Here is a 15,386-nt window from a genome sequence, read left to right as displayed (position 1 = left end):
GTGGGACGGTCATACCAGTAATACCAGCGGGCAGATCGGAAGTGAACGCACGTGCGCTGTCTCAGGTTCACACGTGAACGAGGCCGATTCACCCCGCAGTGGCCGCCCGATTTAAGCCGGGGCCGACGGGTGGAAGAAGCACGATGGTGAGAACAGAGGACCGGGATGTCGTCGACTCATTCCAGGTGTTTTTCAAGGAACACTGTCGAGAGGGCATTACCGAACTGGCCGAGAACTATCGAACAGAGCAGACGAGCCTCAACATCGATTACGAGGAGTTAGTGGAGTTCGACGAAGATCTAGCAGCCGACGTCCGAAGTCGTCCAGCCCAGCTTCAAGAATATGCCAAGGAGGCACTGCGACAGTACGGTCTGCCTTTCGAGCTCGCATCTAACGAGACCTATATCCGCTTCAGGAACCTCCCGGAGAGGACGGCAATCCCATCGATTCGTGCCGACCACCGTGGTCGGCTGGTCGCGGTCGAGGGTATCGTCCGGGACGCTAGTGACGTCCGCCCGAAGATCACGACGGCAGCCTTCGAGTGCCAGCGGTGTGGGACGCTCACCCGCATTCCACAGCGTGATGGCAGCCTCGAAGAGCCTCACGAGTGCCAGGGCTGTGAGCAAGAGGGCCCGTTCGAGATTAACTTCGACCGGTCCAAGTTCGTCGACGCCCAGAGCGCCACGATCCACTCGCTCACCCCCGGCGATGGGCGCGCAGAACTCGAAACCAGGGTCGAGGACGACCTCGCCGGGACGTTCGCCCCCGGGGATCCCGTCCGGATCACCGCCGTCGTGCGTCTCGAAGAACGGGGCGATTCGCCGGAGTTCGAGATCTACCTGGATGGGATGTCTGTCTCGGCGGCTGACTGGGACGCACTCGAATGGTCGCCGGCGTCGGCCGAAGAGCAGCCAGCGGATGTCGAGGAAGCACTCGAAGAGTTCCAGGCGACTGCGGCGTCAGTACTCGGGCAGCTTTCGGACACTGTTCGCGAAGAGGAGACCAAGGCGAAGCTCGTCACGCCGTTCGTCGACGCGCTCGGGTGGGATCCGACCGACCCCCGTCAGGTCCGTCTCGAGTACACCGACGGCGAGATCAACGACCGGCCAGACTACGCACTGTTCGTGCCCGATCGCGACCACCCGGTCGTCGTGATCGAGGCGAAGAGGTTGGGGCGTAATCTGGATATGGAACATCGGACACGGAATTACATGCGGGAGTACGGCGCTGACTGGGGAATTTTCACGAACGGCGAGACGTACAGAATCTTCGAGACGGCCGAGGACGACGACCGCCCCACCGAGGAGTTCGTCGCAGAAATCGGACTCGACGACGTCCACCGGTCGGACGTTCTCTTACAGCTCGCCCGCAGCGCCTACTGTTGATCACCCCACGGTTGAAGGCCGTTCCTCGCGAACAGACGTGCATGTGCGGCCGGAACTCGCTGTTCGTCGATCAAGCCGACCTGGAGGCCACCTTCGACGCCACGCTCGTCGCCGACGGCGGCTACAAACCTCGATACAACATCGCCCCTGGGGACGATCTCGAGGTCATCACCACCGAGGCCCCGGACGAGATCGACCGCTTCCACTGGGGACTGGTCCCGCCGTGGGCGGACGACCCCAGCGATGGGATCATCAATGCTCGATCAGAGACCGTCGACGAGAAGCGCGTGTTCCAAGACGCGTGGGCGTCGCGACCCTGTCTGGTCCTCTCCTCGGGCTTCTACGAGTGGCAGGCGGCAAACGGTGGGCCGAAACAGCCGTACCGGATCTATCGCGAGGACGCGCCGGCGTTCGCGATGGCCGGGATTTACGACGAGTGGACGGGAGACGGCGAGACGCTCTCCTGCGTGACGATCCTCACGACGGAGCCGAACGACCTGATGAAACCGATCCACGACCGGATGCCGGTGGTCCTCCCCCAGGGGTCAACCGAACGCTGGCTCTCCGCCGGGCCCGATGAGCGTCTGGATCTTTGCCAGCCCTATCCAGAGGACGACCTCGACGCGTATCCGATCTCGAGACGGGTGAACGACCCGAGCAACGATTCGCCCCAGGTGATTGAGCCCGAGGACCACGAACAGTCGGGACTGGGTGATTTCGATGGGCGATAAGTCTCAAATCCCCCTTAGCCACTACTTCCGTCGCCGGTCCGGTGATAACACGTGTACTCCTCGTCCTCGATAACCTCCGATGGGTCTGAATCGGATCCATTGACGGCATCTCTGAACCGGCCGACGTAGATTCGCATCAGGTCCCCTGGATCTGCGTCAGCATCTTCAAGCATCTCCAGGGCTGCCTCCGTGTCCGTGACAGTTGATCGGCTCTGTGTTACTCTCACTACGTCGCCCACGTTGTCCCCGACGTCTACCTCTTCGTCCAGTGCAGGCTCAATCTCGCCCTTTCGTGCGTCTTGAGCTGCATCTTCCAGCCTCTTGAGAGCGTTCCGCATTTTCGCGAGCGCCTTGGCGTTGCTCGTGTCGATACCCTCCTCAGCCACTCTCTCTGCATGGCGGGCTGCGTCCTGGAGAGTTCCGGGATCGGGGAGTACCATTGTACTTCGACAGTCGGGAAGAGTCCGTGTATAGCTTTTTGAATGGGTGAGTAGAGTTTTGATCCTAAACTGAGAAGGTCGCAATATGGCCATTCAAGACTCACTCCCTGATCGGCCGCTGTCGCTTGACGAACTCCGTGACCTCCAGAACTCAGACCGGTTCGACTCGGTCATGACGAGCAATACCCCCGCTGGAGCGGAGGATGATCACCTCTTCATCCAGGTCGGGGACGAGGAATACAGGCTCCACTATACCGAGGAGAAGGGTTGGCACGAATGCGGCCCGGAGGCGAGCGACTAAGTTGCCACATTGTCAACTATCTCAATTATTCCCGAGATAAAATCACCGACCCAGCCGAGACACCGACCTTCGGAGGAACAGGCAACGCTGACGATGCCCAACCGGTCACGATATCGTTCGACCTCGAGTAACAATGGAAATCTTCACACCTGCTCATCCCACTGCTGACGGTCAACTGAGTGACGACGTGACTCAGTCGCGTCGAACTGCGACGCGTGGCCAATTGATGCACTCTACTGGGACATAAAAATCGCCAGTCACGAGAATCTGAATGTGGAGAGGCTGATCTCTCAGATTCTATTGGGGAGGCCAGTTGTTAGAATATCTTACATCGAAGAGTACGGATCTCGGCAGTATGCCAAAAAGATAATGAATAAGTAGACGACAACTAATCGCATGGAAATTGCGGATCAAATTAGCTCTCGTTCGATGGGCTTTCTCTTCGAAAGCAACGACCAATTCATCATTCCCTCGTATCAGCGGCGATATTCGTGGGAGAGCAATCAGGTCAACGACCTCTGGAAAGATTTACAGAAAATTGAGGGCGATGATGAGGATCATTTCTTCGGGACGATCGTCTTCATGTCTCGTTCCTCGGCCCAAGGAGCTACAAAATACGACATCGTTGACGGACAGCAGCGCATCACAACTGTTTCGATACTTCTCTGTGCTATCCGGGATTATCTCGATGAGCACTTCCCAAAGGAGGATGTGAAGAGTAGAATCGAAAATATCAATGAGTCGCTATGGTTAGTCGACCGTGACAACAAACAGCAGGGATTCCGGCTGCTGCTTGGAAATCTAGACCAAGACTCGTATGAGGATCTCATCAAGGGTCATCCAGATGAGGTCGAAAACGAGAACATCGTCAACGCATACGAGTCGTTCATACAACATTTGGGGAATATTGGGGATTTAGAGGCCATCAAAGAGGTTCACGACCGTATTCTGGACCAACTCATCTACGTTGCGATCACCGTCGAGCAACATTCGGACGCCTACCAACTCTTCGAGGCAATGAACAACAGAGGTTTATCGCTCTCCCCGATCGATCTGATGAAGAATTATCTCCTCATGCAGGCCTCGAAACAGGAGGTTGAGGACCGAATCGAGAACCTTTGGGGTGACGTGATAGAAAATATCGATCAGATCTCGGGCATCAACAGCCCCGGAACTACGTTCTTTCGGCAATACTTCATGGCATCAGATCAGTATGGAGTCAACGATAAAATTACAACGAACAAACTGTACGAGCCGACGTTCATTAATAGTATCGAGGATACCAGCGATATCGAGACGCTGATGGAAGATATCAGAGACAAGTCGACCCTCTATCGAAAACTGATAGAGCAGGATATCGATATGTTCGACAGGTCTGCAAACGTTGAGGTCAAACGATTGCTCAAAGACGCGAAAACCGTGTCCATCACACCATTTACGCTATTTCTCCGTGCGTTTTCCAAAACTGATAACGTGGAGAGGCTGAAGCGGATGATCGAGAAATCAAACGTGCTGATGCTTCGGAGACAGATCTGCGACAGGAGCACGAGTCCTCACGATACGATGTTCAACCATCTCGCACAGGAGATGTTCGAAACGGAGGACCCTCTCGCGTACATGGACGAGTACCTTAAATCAGAAGATAGGATCCCCAGCGATGAACAGTTCATGCAGTATTTCCGACGGGAGAGTTTCAGAAAGACTGATCGGACGAAGTACATCCTGAGCAACATCGAAGAAAAACACTACGGCCAGGGTGGCAAACGTGTGAGCCAGAGTCGGTACGAGGTCCACATCGAACACATTCTCCCTGAGCGACCCGGACAAAGTCTGCGAAAGCTGTGGCTCAAACCGTTCAATATCTCCGATGACGACCACGAAGAGTACAAAAAGCGAATCGGCAATTTGACGCTACTGGAAAGTGATCCGAATATCCGAGCGTCGAACAGGACGCTCGAAGAGAAACAAAACTACTACACGGAGGAAGCAACCGATTTCAAAATGACTCACGAACTGCAAGGGAAGGAACGGTGGGACACGCAATCGATACAAAAGCGGAGTAGGAGACTCGCTGAGATTGCAGTCGACATCTGGAGCCTGTAGGAGATTAGTCTCCAAATGCCTCACTCAGCTTCTCGCGCATGAACTCCCGCCGGAGTTCGCGTCGGCGATCTTCCTCGAGATAGTCCTGCCAAACGACGTCGGCTGACGCACTCCCCTGTTCCTCAGCGATTTCCGAAATCTGGTGTTCGACGAGTTGCTCCACAGTATCTGAATACCGATCGTACCAGAACCGCCGCGCCATCTGGGGGATCGGTTCGCGACCGTTGATCTCCTCGGGCAGCCCGGCCCGGTCGGCGAGGTCGTCGAACCAGTCGCCGATCGTCCCTCGCGTGCGGTGGCCTGACGCCGATCGGTCGGACGGGAACAGGTAGCCGTTCCAGTCGTCGTCCTCGACGAGCGTGACGATCCGATCACGGGCGACGTCGGCGCCGTAGATCACGGCGACTGTCCCGGGGCCGTTCTTCCGCTCGTCGAACGCGACGTGTGGGTGATCGTCCTCGAGGTTGAGCTGTCGGCGATGCAACGCCGCGACCTCACCCGACCGGAGCCCCCACGCGCAGAGGGCGACGACGAGGAGACGCTCGCGAGTGTCCGCAGCGGCGTCGTACAGCGCCCGGACGTGCTCTGGGGCGAGCGGCGGGTTCTTGTCGCCATCACGGTCCTTTCCGCCCCAGTCGTAGTCTAGGCCGTCGGTCGGGTTCAGCGCGGCCTCACGCCGGCTCACGAGCGTCGAGTACCAGCTGGACGTCGACTTGTAGATCCGCCGAAGCGTGGTGCGATCAACGGTCCGGTCGAGCGCGTCGAAGGTGTCCCAGCACGCGTCGACGGCCACCGAGGCCGGGACATCGCTGTCGCGGGCGACCGGCGTGAGGACATCGCTGGTTCCGTTGACGTCCTCGTACGCGCGGACGTACTGCGCCAGCCGGTAGCGATGGGTCTGGACGGTGCTCTCACTCCAGGAGAGTCGCTGTTGCTGGCGGTCGAGGTAACGTTCGAGCGCATCGATCGTCGGTCGATGGTCGATCTCCCAGTCGTACCCCGGGGATTCCGTGTCGAGATGGTCGTTCCAGAACTCCGAAAACGAGAGGTCGTGGTACTCCCGCAGTGCGTAGGTGAGACCGCGGCACCCGTTCTCTGATAGCCACTCGTACGAGGGCCGGTCAGTTTCTGGGTCCCGCCCTTCGGCCCGCAGCACGGGTGCGATCTCGTCCCAGTAGGCGGCCGCGAGGCCCTCGAGGTCGAGCAAGGTCCATCGAGGCTGGTCTGTATCGGCGGCAGTTGGCATGTCCACCTATCGTATCCGAGGCATTATGGTTCTGTTGACTGCACAGACGAAATATATCCTGTTTCGCCAGAAATCACACGACACGACCGGCATTGATGCCATTGTGATGTTCTCCACCACAACATTAATAATGATGTGGCCTGTAACATCATATGTCGATGGCCCCCGAAGACGACGTGCGCGTGGTGGAAGACACGGAACGGCACTTCGACGATGGAACGGTCCTCCGTGTTCGCGTGTTGTCCGTGCCGGAGTCCGAGAATTTCCCGGACGGGATCAAGTACCGGCTCCACTACGGTACTGTCGGGGGCGAGACGATCGTCCGGTACGATAACTCCCACGGCGTCCACGAGCGCCACACGTCGGACGGTCTCGACGACGCGTACGACTTCCCCGGCTACGACGCCGTCCAGGATCGGTTCTGGACCGAGGTCGAACACCACCGCGACGAACCCTAACCCATGACCCGAAACACTCTCATCGTGACCGTCGAATCGATCGGTGACGTCCAGCAGCGGACCCGTGACGCGTTCGATCAGGTACTCGACGACGATGCCCCGGCTGGCGGTGCCCCCAGCCGGTTGAGCTTCGAGACGACCGATCAGCTGGCGCAGGTCTTCACCCCACGGGCGATGGACCTCCTCAAGGCGATCGCAGAGCATGAGCCGTCGAGTATCCGCGAGGCCGCCCGGCTGGTCGACCGGGACATCAAGCAGGTGTCTGGGAACCTGGAGCGCCTCGAGGAGTACGGTGTCGTGGAGTTCGTCGACGAGGGACGAGCGAAGCGACCGGTGGTCCCCTACGACGAGATCGACATTCAGCTCCCGCTCCGGGACGCGGCTGATCCGGATGTCCAGCCGGCGTGAGCCATGGGTTCATTTTGAAATATGGTCTGGTTTCGTTCCGATTGGTGGTCGCGAAGTCTTTGAGACTGAATGTGGTCTATCTGGCTCTGGGTCTGATTTCCTCCGATAACGTTCCCCCGAAAGATAGCACTCTCTGTGTCAGCTACGACAATTCGAGCATCTCCTCCATCGTCGATTCAGCCTCTTGTTCGTGTCCAAGCAGGGCGTAGACTGGGAGACCCCCAGCTCCACGAGTGTACTGTGCGTACACCTGGCTCAGGAAGATATGACTAAACCAGATTTCGACGGACCCACGAAACGTCGCGACTGCATCTTCGAATCCCTCTCGACAGATCGGCCGATGGATGGTGGCGTCTGTCTGGAGTTCGTCTCCAGCCGATGTTGGTACTGATGCCAGGCGATCTGGTCCGATCGACAGACCGACTGTGTGCGTTTCCTCCTCGATGTCGAAGAACGACCACTCGACAGTGTCATCCGCCACGTCCACGCTCAAAATCATATGATCGTGGTTTCGATCAGCGCTTGCGATCCCCTGGAGTAGCTCTGCGTCCACGGAAAACGACCCATACTTATTATAAACGTGACTCACCTCGGTCAGGTCGAACCGGTTCGTTTCACGGAGCTCTGATTTGGGCTGTTCAGGGTTCATGCTCTCCTCCTCGGAGTCTTCTTTGAGAAGCGGGAGCGAATCAGCGTAGAGGTCAGTCACTCCATCAGGGCTCTCCAGAATGAGATGCCCATCCGGCGTCCCCCGGAGTGCGACACGATCACTCTGGGTCGTCCGGGCAACTTCACCGAGTGCGTCTGGGTCAATCCAGAAATCTGCGTCGTCGCCCTCGATCAGTTCCAAGACCCGGCGTGGAAGGTCGATATCGAACCAGTAACAGTTGTAGCTTCGACCCCGGACGCGGAGCCCATGTTCACCACGAACGAGGACAACGGCGTTGCCGTCCGTCTGGCCGTGAACGGTGGCGACTTCGACTAGGTGCTCCGGATCGACGATCGCGAAGAACACATCGTCGGGCCGGGCAGTCGGTTCGAAGTCAGTTTCCTGCTCTCCGATGTCTGATATCGTCGCGTTTGACGAACTGGTGACTGCTGTGTCGTCCATGGACGGTAATTCTACGGCTGTCACTTGATTCTATCCAGATTCTGGTGGAGTCGAGTCGACTGCCACTCAGACGAAAAATCTCCACGCCGGCTGAGCTTCGAAACGACCGATCAGCTGGTACAGGTCCCCCCCACCGTGGCCGATCGACCTGCTTCAGGCGATCGCAGAACGTGAGTCAACAAATATTTGCGAGGCCTCCCGGTTAGTCGGCCGGGACATCAAGCAGGTGTCCGAAAGCTTGGAACGCCTTTACCAGTCGATCCTTGCGCTATACTTCGCCGCGCTTGCCCTATATGTCCCTCAAGCGTCGTGAGTTCGCGTCGAGACGGACAGCTCCGCACCGATCCCCAGTGCGCCAACGTCTCGACGAGCGTCGACAAAAAGTGAAATGGAATTATTCATCTCCAACTATATTCGATTGGTTTCGAATATCTCATCATATAAAAGATCAACCCACAGAACCAGCCAACTATGTGGGCGATGTTCCCACCCCCTTTAAGTTCAGATAGGAGGGCATAGGCTGCAATCAGTACCAAAATTAGGCGAGAGACGGAATATATGAAATCACCCTCTGAAAGCTCTCTATCGTCTAATATCACCATAGCGCCACCATACGAAATTAGCGAGTATATTCCGCCACTTGCTCCAACGATGCCCCAAACTTCGTGAATTGGAGCAGTGATGTTGGCAATGAGCGTCGATAAGTATGCAAAACCAACGACTAATAGAAATACGTCACTTTCCTTGACCTCCGTCTCGACAACCGATCCTGCAAAGACGAGGAACAGTACATTTCCAAGTATGTGCTTGAAATTATCCAACTCGTGGGAAATCGGGGAAAGAACCAATCCCGGGTCGAATGAGGTGAGGAATCGGTCCTTCTCCCAGTAAAACCAGTATTCGGCCGTTTCAAGCCCAAAGCGAGTGTAGACGATGAGTTCTAAACCGAACCAGAGTGTGAAGAAAAGAGCCAATCCAAATGTGACTCGACGACGAGAGATCCAGGCTCTAATATTCTCCATGCGGTTATTTTGACTCTGCCTATCAATATATTTCTGGCACAGCTCGGCCCTTTCGCCGGGCCAGCACCCTGATCGTAAGAGACCGAGCCGAAGAGCCCGATTATCTCATTCTTCTCCTCGATCTCAAATCGGACGACGATCTCGCCCGAGCCCCTACCGCATCTTATTTCGAGCGTAGACAGCCACGAACATCGCGAGGATGATCGTCCCGATGAGAGACTCAAGCGACGCGAACGCCTTCACCAGTGACCCATGCGGCTGAATCCCTCCGTATCCCAGCGTCGTGAATGTGATCACGCTGAAGTACAGGCTCGTGAGGAACACCGACCCGTGATGCGCCAGCGGCTCGACGAGCGGCAATGACGCGACTGCGTCGGGGACCAGCGGAGGAATCCGCGTGAGAATCGATCCGCCGACGATATCGCCCGATCCGTCGCCAACCTGGACGCCCCCGAGCATCGGATAGAACACCGCCGAACCGATGATTAAGACCCCGGAAATTCCCACCAATAGCCACGGACGCTCCCCGTACCCCATCGTCCATTTTCGAGCGGCCAGACCGACGTACGAAAACCAATTGCCTTTTGCGAGCGCTTCGCGGTGTTGAGCCCGCTTCGCACCCTCGTATGCGTCGCCGATCCGATCCGTGAGGGAGTTCTCGCGATAGAGGCGTTCTCGTTCGCGGTAAGCGTTCCTGGCCTTCTCGAAGTGCGTGATGCCTTTCTCGTCGGTGTCGGGATCGTCCATGCGACGGAGGGCGAACCACCGGCGAAGGCCCCGACGCTTGATCTCGAAGATCGATGGGTCCGGGTCGCGAAGGTGATGGTCTTCGGCATCGATCTCGACTGAATCGAGATCCGGGTTGAGAACGATCCACTCGATTGAATCAATGGCCGGAGGGATTTCGAGGGATGGCGTGTCGATCGGGTCAGCGTCGAACACGTCGCCTGGTGGTGCCTCGAAGTTAGTTCTATCCGAGATATGTATATCCAGCAATCGGGCCGCATAGAGGTAGTTTCCTCCAAAGGTCGCACCGTCGCATTCCATAGAAGTCAGATTCGCACCCTCGAAGATGCAGTTGTGAACCTCAGCATTGGATAAATCAACATCTTCAAGATTCGCCCCAGTAAAATCGGCCTCTTCAATGGTTGAAAATAGGAATTCTGCGCCCGAGAGGTCTGAACGATGTAAATTCGTGCCATGTAGTTTGGCTGACCACAGAAGCGCTCTCGGCAATTCAGCAAACGAATAATCTGCGTCTTGAATGTTGGCCGCTATCAGATTCGCGTCAGACAGGTCGGCATGGCCAAGATTCGCCTCATGAATGTTGGCCATCATAAGATTCACGTCCGACAGGTTGGCACTCCCGAGATCCGCGTCCGACAGGTCGGCTTTAAAGAGATCCGCGTTCTGTAAATTAACGTTAAGCAATTTTGCCTACGAAATATTGGCCAAAGATAAGTCTGCGTCGGACAGGTTAGCCTCTTGAATATTCGCACGGCACAAGTTAGCATTTCGAATATTTGAGCCCGATAGGTCAGCACTTCTCAGATCCGCGTCCCGCAAGTTGGCCTCCGACAGATCTGCGTCCGACAGATCGATATTTACAAGATTTGCGTCCGAAAGGTCACCATCCTCAATATCCGAATCCGAAAGGCCAGTATCCTCAAGATCCGCGTCCGAAAGGTCCATCATTAATATCTTTGAAAGCCTCGACCTTCGGCTTACCGATCCGCCGTCACCCGAACCTTCACCTCTCCCTCGCCCGACCCCTCCATCGTGAAACGCGCCCTCGCGCTCCTCGTGATCGTCCTCCTGGCGGGCTGCACCGCGCCGATCCGACCGGCCCCCGACACCGCCACGCCGACAGCCACCGCTACTTCGGCCCCCACCCCCACATCGACCACCGTCACGGTCGAGCGCGTCTAGGGCGACACCCTCGAGGTGAGCTACGCAAACGGGACGCGCAAAACGCTTCGCCTGCTCAGCGTCGACGCGCCAGCTCCACACCGGCGTCGACCCGGCGGAGTTCCAGGGTGTCCCAGACACGCTCGCCGGTCGGTCGTGGCTCAGCGACTGGGGCGACAACGCCAGCGCATTCGTCGAGTCCCGCGTCGGGAATCGCTCGGTCGAGATCGTCGTCGGTGGCGATCACCGCGGGTCGTACGGCCGCCTGCTCGTCTACCTATTCGTCGGGGACTCGATGCTCAATCGCGAGCTGCTCCGCGAGGGCTACGCCCGACTGTGCGACTCTGAATTCCGCTATCGCGATGGGTTCACCCCCCTCGAGCGCGAGGCCCGCGAGGACGGCGTCGGGCTCTGGGGCTTCGAGGGCTCGACCGGAGCGTTGCAGATCGCCGAGATCCACGCCGACGCTGCGGGTGACGATCGCGAGAACCTCAACGACGAGTACGTCGTCCTGGAGAACGCGGGTGACGAGGCGCTCGATCTCTCGAGCTGGTAGGTGAGCGACAAGGCGAACAAGACGTACACCGTCCCGACGGCGTCGTGCTCGAGGCTGGCGAGCGGGTGACACTCTACACGGGCTCGGGCACCGACGGCGAGGGCGCGCTGTACTGGGGTCGGGATTCGCCGGTGTAGAACAACGGCGGCACGGTCCTCGTCGAGACGGATGGGGGCCTGGTGGAGGCGGGAGAGACGTACTGAGTCTGACCGGCGCAGTGGTTATCCTGGGACGAACCAGTTGAACCGATCTCCTGCGATCGAAACTTGTGGTTATTTGAAATCCCCCACCCACAGACCGCAATATGACCGATCCAGTTGTGCTTCCGTTGTGTGTGAATTTGGTAGCGGCGGGCATCACAGCGGGTACGGCTGCTGGAGCGGACAAGGCAAAGGACATCATCCGAAGGCGAACCCATTCCGAAGATCTCGAACACGTCGCGACTGAGTTCAGCGTATCACTGCAAGAAGCGATCGAAGAGCAGGATGCCCGATCCGAGACGAAAGAACTCGCGAATGTCGCCGTGAATTGGGAAGACGTCATCGAGGAACTCGCCGATCTTCCGGACGAAACGACCGACTCCCCGGGACGGGCCCGGGTGCGTGAGCAGATGCCATTCATATTCAACACCGGAGATACCGAAGAAGATGCAGTTCGACAGGTCGCCGATGCGATAGCGGCGGCGAACGGTTTCGATCTCACTAACACACCTGAGCTCCGCGAAAATCTCATCGACGCGGTTTCCCAGGCCTATCAAAGCGCGATCGCGGAATTCCAGCATCAAATTGCTGGGACCGATCTCGCCGACGTGTTTCAGCAAGAACTTCAACTGGACCTCGTCGATCGACTGGAGGATGTTCAACACCAACTCTCGACACTGCAGGAGGTGAACGAGCGGTTACTCGAGCAACCAGCCAGAAACGACGGGTTTCGCCAGCTATCGACCGCCTATTTCGAACGAGTACCAGTCTCCCCCGAACGCTCTTGGCGGACAACCTTCACACTCGCGGACGTCGCCGCCGGCATTCCAGCCCGTCGGTGCGGCCGTGAGTGCGACACTGCGGCTGAGGAACTGCGAGAGCTCCTCCTCGAAAGTGCCGATCGGGTCGTCGTCGGACGGGCTGGCGCAGGCAAGAGTACACTCTGCAAACAGGTCGCCGTCGACTGGTATCGAGACGAGGCGACGGGGCCAGTATTCTACCGGGATAGTGATCAGGCGCAGAGTCACTTCCAGCATCGAGAGTCGCTTCGGGCGGCAATTGACCGGGCTACCGGCCACGTCCTCGTGGTCGTCGAGGATGTCGTCCGACCCAGCGCAAACGCCGCCCTCCGGTTGGTCGAGGAGTACGACACCGACTCTCAGGTGAGCTTTCTGCTTGATGCCCGCGAAGAGGACCTCGAGCGCGACCCTGGAGCTCAAAGACTCGACGTAAGTCGAGACCGCCGTCACCGCGAGATCCTCGACAATATCGAGCCCTATCCGTTGCCCAAAATTTCAGAGACTGACGTGGCTCGAACGGTCGACGCTTTCGAGGAGGTGACTGATCGGTCCGTTTCAGAGTCACCGACGAAACTACTCGAGACGATCCAATCCGAATTCATCGAAGGAATCGGTTCGTATCTGCTTCTCTCGTTCCACCTGCCACTCGGCGATAGTGCGATCGATCGGTCTGACACCAGTACGACCGGTCTGGAAGCCCACGTCAGGTCGAGATACGAGACACTCATGAACCCAGGAAGCGACGACGCTCTTCGGGATCTCTCTGGGTTCGATTCGGACCTCCTGGCAGATGTCGGGGCGATGGTGGCACTGCTGAGTGCCAGCAAGATCGGGATCCACCGCGAACTCGTCCATGCGTTGGGGTACGTCCACGGCCACGATCGGGAGGTCCACGAGGAAATCGCAGCGATTCAGCACGAACTGGAGGGCTGGTTCCTGTTCGAGTCGGACCAGGAAGGACAGACGCCAGCGTATTCGATGCATCCGCTGTGGTCGACTCTCTACCTCCGGTGTCTTGCCCGTGACCATTCCGAGAAGAAATCGCCCTCCATTCTCACGGAGAAATCCGAAAAGCACGCCGGACATGCACTCGACTCGCTGTTCGCGTTGTTCGGTGACGTGGAGCATCGAGAATCCTTGGCGGCACAGGTGGGATCCTCGGCGAAACTTGAGGAACTACTGTCCGAGCCAGATGAAACCGCTCGAGAGTACGTCCACTCCGTTTTCGACCTCGTCACCGAATGGCCAGTTTTGGCTCCACTTGTAGGAACCGTCGAGACAGCGCGGTACGAACTTCCAGAAAATTGCTCGAAGGAAACCTGGCGTTGGGTGGTAAGAAAACGAGGTGTAGCCCATAAGGGCCGTGGTGCGTACAAAAAATCTCAAACCGAGTTCAAAGAGCATCTACAGTTTGCACGAAGAAAGGAGAACCGACAAGGCGAGGCAGCCAGTCTCAACAACCTTGGGCTGGTCGCCAAGAAACTCGGCGAGAACGACGACGCCCGGGAGTACCACGAAGAGAGTCTCGCCATCACGCGAGAGCTGGGCGACCGACAAGGCGAGGCAGCCAGTCTCAACAACCTTGGGCTGGTCGCCGGAGCGCTCGGCGAGCTCGACGACGCCCGGGAGTACTACGAAGAGAGTCTCGCCATCACGCGAGAACTGGGCGACCGACAAGGCGAGGCAGCCAGTCTCGGTAACCTTGGGCTGGTCGCCCGAGCGCTCGGCGAGCTCGACGACGCCCGGGAGTACCACGAAGAGAGTCTCGCCATCACGCGAGAACTGGGCGACCGACAAGGCGAGGCAGTCAGTCTCAACAACCTTGGGCTGGTCGCCCGAGCGCTCGGCGAGTACGAGGACGCCCGGGAGTACCACGAAGAGAGTCTCGCCATCACGCGAGAACTGGGCGACCGACAAGGCGAGGCAACCAGTCTCAACAACCTCGGGGTGGTCGCCAAGAAACTCGGCGAGAACGACGACGCCCGGGAGTACTACGAAGAGAGTCTCGCCATCACGCGAGAGTTGGGCGACCGACAAGGCGAGGCAACCAGTCTCGGTAACCTCGGGCTAGTCGCCCGGGCGCTCGGCGAGTACGACGCCCGGGAGTACCACGAAGAGAGTCTCGCCATCGCCCGCGATCTGGGCGACCGAGAGGGCGAGGCCAGCGTTCTCGAGGACCTTGGAACTACTCTTATTGTGGAGGGGAATCCCGACGACGCGGACGAGTACTTGGAGAGGAGTCTCGATCTTGCCCAGGAGATCGGCATTCCTCGCCAGGCAGCTCTCAGTTGTGGCATGGTCGCGGCGGTCAAACTCGCGTCGGGCGATGTCGAGACTGCCCGCGAAGAGCGCGAAACCGCGCTTTCATCACTTCGTGAGATGGGGCTCCTCCCGGACGAACTTCGGATCCTCAGGCACCATATTAGAGTCGAACGCAATCACGGGGATGTTGATCAAGCACGAACACTGTGTCAACAGGCCCATAACCGAATCGACAGTGTAGATTTGCCGCTTTCCCACCACCGCGAGCGACTCGAGAATGTCTGTCCAGGCCTTGCAGACGATCGCTAAATCTCGCTCAGAGACCACTCTGGCCGACCTCAACTTCTTCGCTTACCTCGATCTCGAGCGTCCCCGGGATCGAGGGTGTCTCGCCGATCTCTCGTTTCTGCTGCAGCGTCAGATCCTCGCGGTCGGGAGGCAGTCGATCTGGACGT

At 58.0% G+C, this 15,386-nt stretch carries 14 protein-coding genes and 2 pseudogenes; 10 read left to right on the top strand and 6 right to left on the bottom strand.

What is annotated here, in order from left to right; translation table 11 throughout:
• The first annotated feature begins 143 nt into the window (after nt 1–143).
• Together HARCEL1_RS12670 and HARCEL1_RS12665 are read left to right on the top strand one after the other, a co-directional pair.
• Nucleotides 144–1,385 (top strand): type I restriction endonuclease, encoded by a 1,242-nt coding sequence (locus HARCEL1_RS12670; RefSeq protein WP_108383940.1) that lies wholly within the window; start codon nt 144–146, stop codon nt 1,383–1,385.
• A gap of 41 nt (nt 1,386–1,426) precedes the next feature.
• Complete coding sequence (locus HARCEL1_RS12665) at nt 1,427–2,116, top strand: SOS response-associated peptidase (protein ID WP_108383939.1); 690 nt, start codon at nt 1,427–1,429, stop codon at nt 2,114–2,116.
• Between the two features lie 14 nt (nt 2,117–2,130).
• On the opposite strand, the gene HARCEL1_RS12660 is transcribed toward HARCEL1_RS12665, so the two are convergent.
• Nucleotides 2,131–2,556: a hypothetical protein gene (locus HARCEL1_RS12660; protein WP_108383938.1), complete on the bottom strand. Its 426-nt coding sequence runs from the start codon at nt 2,554–2,556 to the stop codon at nt 2,131–2,133.
• An 85-nt stretch (nt 2,557–2,641) separates the two neighbouring features.
• Between HARCEL1_RS12660 and HARCEL1_RS12655 the strand changes: the two genes are divergently transcribed.
• Together HARCEL1_RS12655 and HARCEL1_RS12650 are read left to right on the top strand one after the other, a co-directional pair.
• On the top strand, nt 2,642–2,857 hold the full coding sequence (locus HARCEL1_RS12655; protein ID WP_108383937.1) for a hypothetical protein: 216 nt from the start codon (nt 2,642–2,644) through the stop codon (nt 2,855–2,857).
• Nucleotides 2,858–3,253: 396 nt separating this feature from the next.
• Entirely contained in the window at nt 3,254–4,960 is a 1,707-nt protein-coding gene (locus HARCEL1_RS12650) for a DUF262 domain-containing protein (protein ID WP_108383936.1), read from the top strand.
• A 4-nt stretch (nt 4,961–4,964) separates the two neighbouring features.
• On the opposite strand, the gene HARCEL1_RS12645 is transcribed toward HARCEL1_RS12650, so the two are convergent.
• Nucleotides 4,965–6,206 carry a tyrosine-type recombinase/integrase gene (locus HARCEL1_RS12645; protein WP_108383935.1) on the bottom strand — a complete coding sequence of 414 codons (1,242 nt, stop codon included), beginning with the start codon at nt 6,204–6,206 and terminating at the stop codon, nt 4,965–4,967.
• 158 nt (nt 6,207–6,364) lie between these two features.
• On the opposite strand from HARCEL1_RS12645, the gene HARCEL1_RS12640 reads away from it, so the two are divergent.
• Both HARCEL1_RS12640 and HARCEL1_RS12635 read left to right on the top strand, forming a co-directional pair.
• Nucleotides 6,365–6,664, top strand: a complete 300-nt coding sequence (locus tag HARCEL1_RS12640; RefSeq protein ID WP_108384310.1) for a toxin-antitoxin system TumE family protein — start codon at nt 6,365–6,367, stop codon at nt 6,662–6,664.
• Between the two features lie 3 nt (nt 6,665–6,667).
• Entirely contained in the window at nt 6,668–7,072 is a 405-nt protein-coding gene (locus HARCEL1_RS12635; RefSeq protein WP_108383934.1) for an HVO_A0114 family putative DNA-binding protein, read from the top strand.
• Nucleotides 7,073–7,214: 142 nt separating this feature from the next.
• Here the strand turns inward: HARCEL1_RS12635 and HARCEL1_RS12630 are convergent, their stop codons facing one another.
• Entirely contained in the window at nt 7,215–8,183 is a 969-nt protein-coding gene (locus HARCEL1_RS12630) for a hypothetical protein (RefSeq protein WP_108383933.1), read from the bottom strand.
• Nucleotides 8,184–8,292: 109 nt separating this feature from the next.
• Between HARCEL1_RS12630 and HARCEL1_RS14005 the strand changes: the two genes are divergently transcribed.
• Nucleotides 8,293–8,496: an HVO_A0114 family putative DNA-binding protein gene (locus tag HARCEL1_RS14005; protein ID WP_449405020.1), complete on the top strand. Its 204-nt coding sequence runs from the start codon at nt 8,293–8,295 to the stop codon at nt 8,494–8,496.
• A gap of 85 nt (nt 8,497–8,581) precedes the next feature.
• Here HARCEL1_RS14005 and HARCEL1_RS12620 read toward each other — a convergent pair whose 3' ends face one another.
• The 3 genes and pseudogenes from HARCEL1_RS12620 to HARCEL1_RS14000 all read right to left on the bottom strand — a co-directional run.
• Entirely contained in the window at nt 8,582–9,205 is a 624-nt protein-coding gene (locus tag HARCEL1_RS12620; RefSeq protein ID WP_108383932.1) for a rhomboid family intramembrane serine protease, read from the bottom strand.
• Nucleotides 9,206–9,358: 153 nt separating this feature from the next.
• Entirely contained in the window at nt 9,359–10,540 is a 1,182-nt protein-coding gene (locus tag HARCEL1_RS13970; RefSeq protein ID WP_449405019.1) for a pentapeptide repeat-containing protein, read from the bottom strand.
• A 24-nt stretch (nt 10,541–10,564) separates the two neighbouring features.
• A pseudogene (locus HARCEL1_RS14000) lies at nt 10,565–10,897 on the bottom strand (pentapeptide repeat-containing protein); the annotation flags it as partial.
• A gap of 87 nt (nt 10,898–10,984) precedes the next feature.
• On the opposite strand from HARCEL1_RS14000, the gene HARCEL1_RS13800 reads away from it, so the two are divergent.
• The 3 genes and pseudogenes from HARCEL1_RS13800 to HARCEL1_RS12600 all read left to right on the top strand — a co-directional run bounded on the left by HARCEL1_RS13800 (nt 10,985) and on the right by HARCEL1_RS12600 (nt 15,240).
• Nucleotides 10,985–11,134: a hypothetical protein gene (locus HARCEL1_RS13800; protein ID WP_233357355.1), complete on the top strand. Its 150-nt coding sequence runs from the start codon at nt 10,985–10,987 to the stop codon at nt 11,132–11,134.
• A 196-nt stretch (nt 11,135–11,330) separates the two neighbouring features.
• Nucleotides 11,331–11,669 (top strand): annotated as a pseudogene (locus HARCEL1_RS13795) (thermonuclease family protein); the annotation flags it as partial.
• Between the two features lie 304 nt (nt 11,670–11,973).
• Nucleotides 11,974–15,240: a tetratricopeptide repeat protein gene (locus HARCEL1_RS12600; RefSeq protein WP_108383929.1), complete on the top strand. Its 3,267-nt coding sequence runs from the start codon at nt 11,974–11,976 to the stop codon at nt 15,238–15,240.
• The last annotated feature ends 146 nt before the right edge of the window (nt 15,241–15,386 follow it).

This window comes from Halococcoides cellulosivorans (assembly GCF_003058365.1).
In the GTDB taxonomy this organism is placed as follows: domain Archaea; phylum Halobacteriota; class Halobacteria; order Halobacteriales; family Haloarculaceae; genus Halococcoides; species Halococcoides cellulosivorans.
This window is presented reverse-complemented; position numbering and strand designations above follow the sequence as displayed.

Coding starts and splice junctions, on each gene's coding strand:
- HARCEL1_RS12640 (WP_108384310.1), top strand. CDS start 6,365: ATGGCCCCCGAAGACGACGTGCGCGTGGTGGAAGACACGGAACGGCAC.
- HARCEL1_RS12655 (WP_108383937.1), top strand. CDS start 2,642: ATGGCCATTCAAGACTCACTCCCTGATCGGCCGCTGTCGCTTGACGAA.
- HARCEL1_RS12660 (WP_108383938.1), bottom strand. CDS start 2,556: ATGGTACTCCCCGATCCCGGAACTCTCCAGGACGCAGCCCGCCATGCA.
- HARCEL1_RS12665 (WP_108383939.1), top strand. CDS start 1,427: ATGTGCGGCCGGAACTCGCTGTTCGTCGATCAAGCCGACCTGGAGGCC.
- HARCEL1_RS12600 (WP_108383929.1), top strand. CDS start 11,974: ATGACCGATCCAGTTGTGCTTCCGTTGTGTGTGAATTTGGTAGCGGCG.
- HARCEL1_RS12635 (WP_108383934.1), top strand. CDS start 6,668: ATGACCCGAAACACTCTCATCGTGACCGTCGAATCGATCGGTGACGTC.
- HARCEL1_RS12650 (WP_108383936.1), top strand. CDS start 3,254: ATGGAAATTGCGGATCAAATTAGCTCTCGTTCGATGGGCTTTCTCTTC.
- HARCEL1_RS12670 (WP_108383940.1), top strand. CDS start 144: ATGGTGAGAACAGAGGACCGGGATGTCGTCGACTCATTCCAGGTGTTT.
- HARCEL1_RS12645 (WP_108383935.1), bottom strand. CDS start 6,206: ATGCCAACTGCCGCCGATACAGACCAGCCTCGATGGACCTTGCTCGAC.
- HARCEL1_RS13970 (WP_449405019.1), bottom strand. CDS start 10,540: ATGGCCAACATTCATGAGGCGAATCTTGGCCATGCCGACCTGTCTGAC.
- HARCEL1_RS12620 (WP_108383932.1), bottom strand. CDS start 9,205: ATGGAGAATATTAGAGCCTGGATCTCTCGTCGTCGAGTCACATTTGGA.
- HARCEL1_RS12630 (WP_108383933.1), bottom strand. CDS start 8,183: ATGGACGACACAGCAGTCACCAGTTCGTCAAACGCGACGATATCAGAC.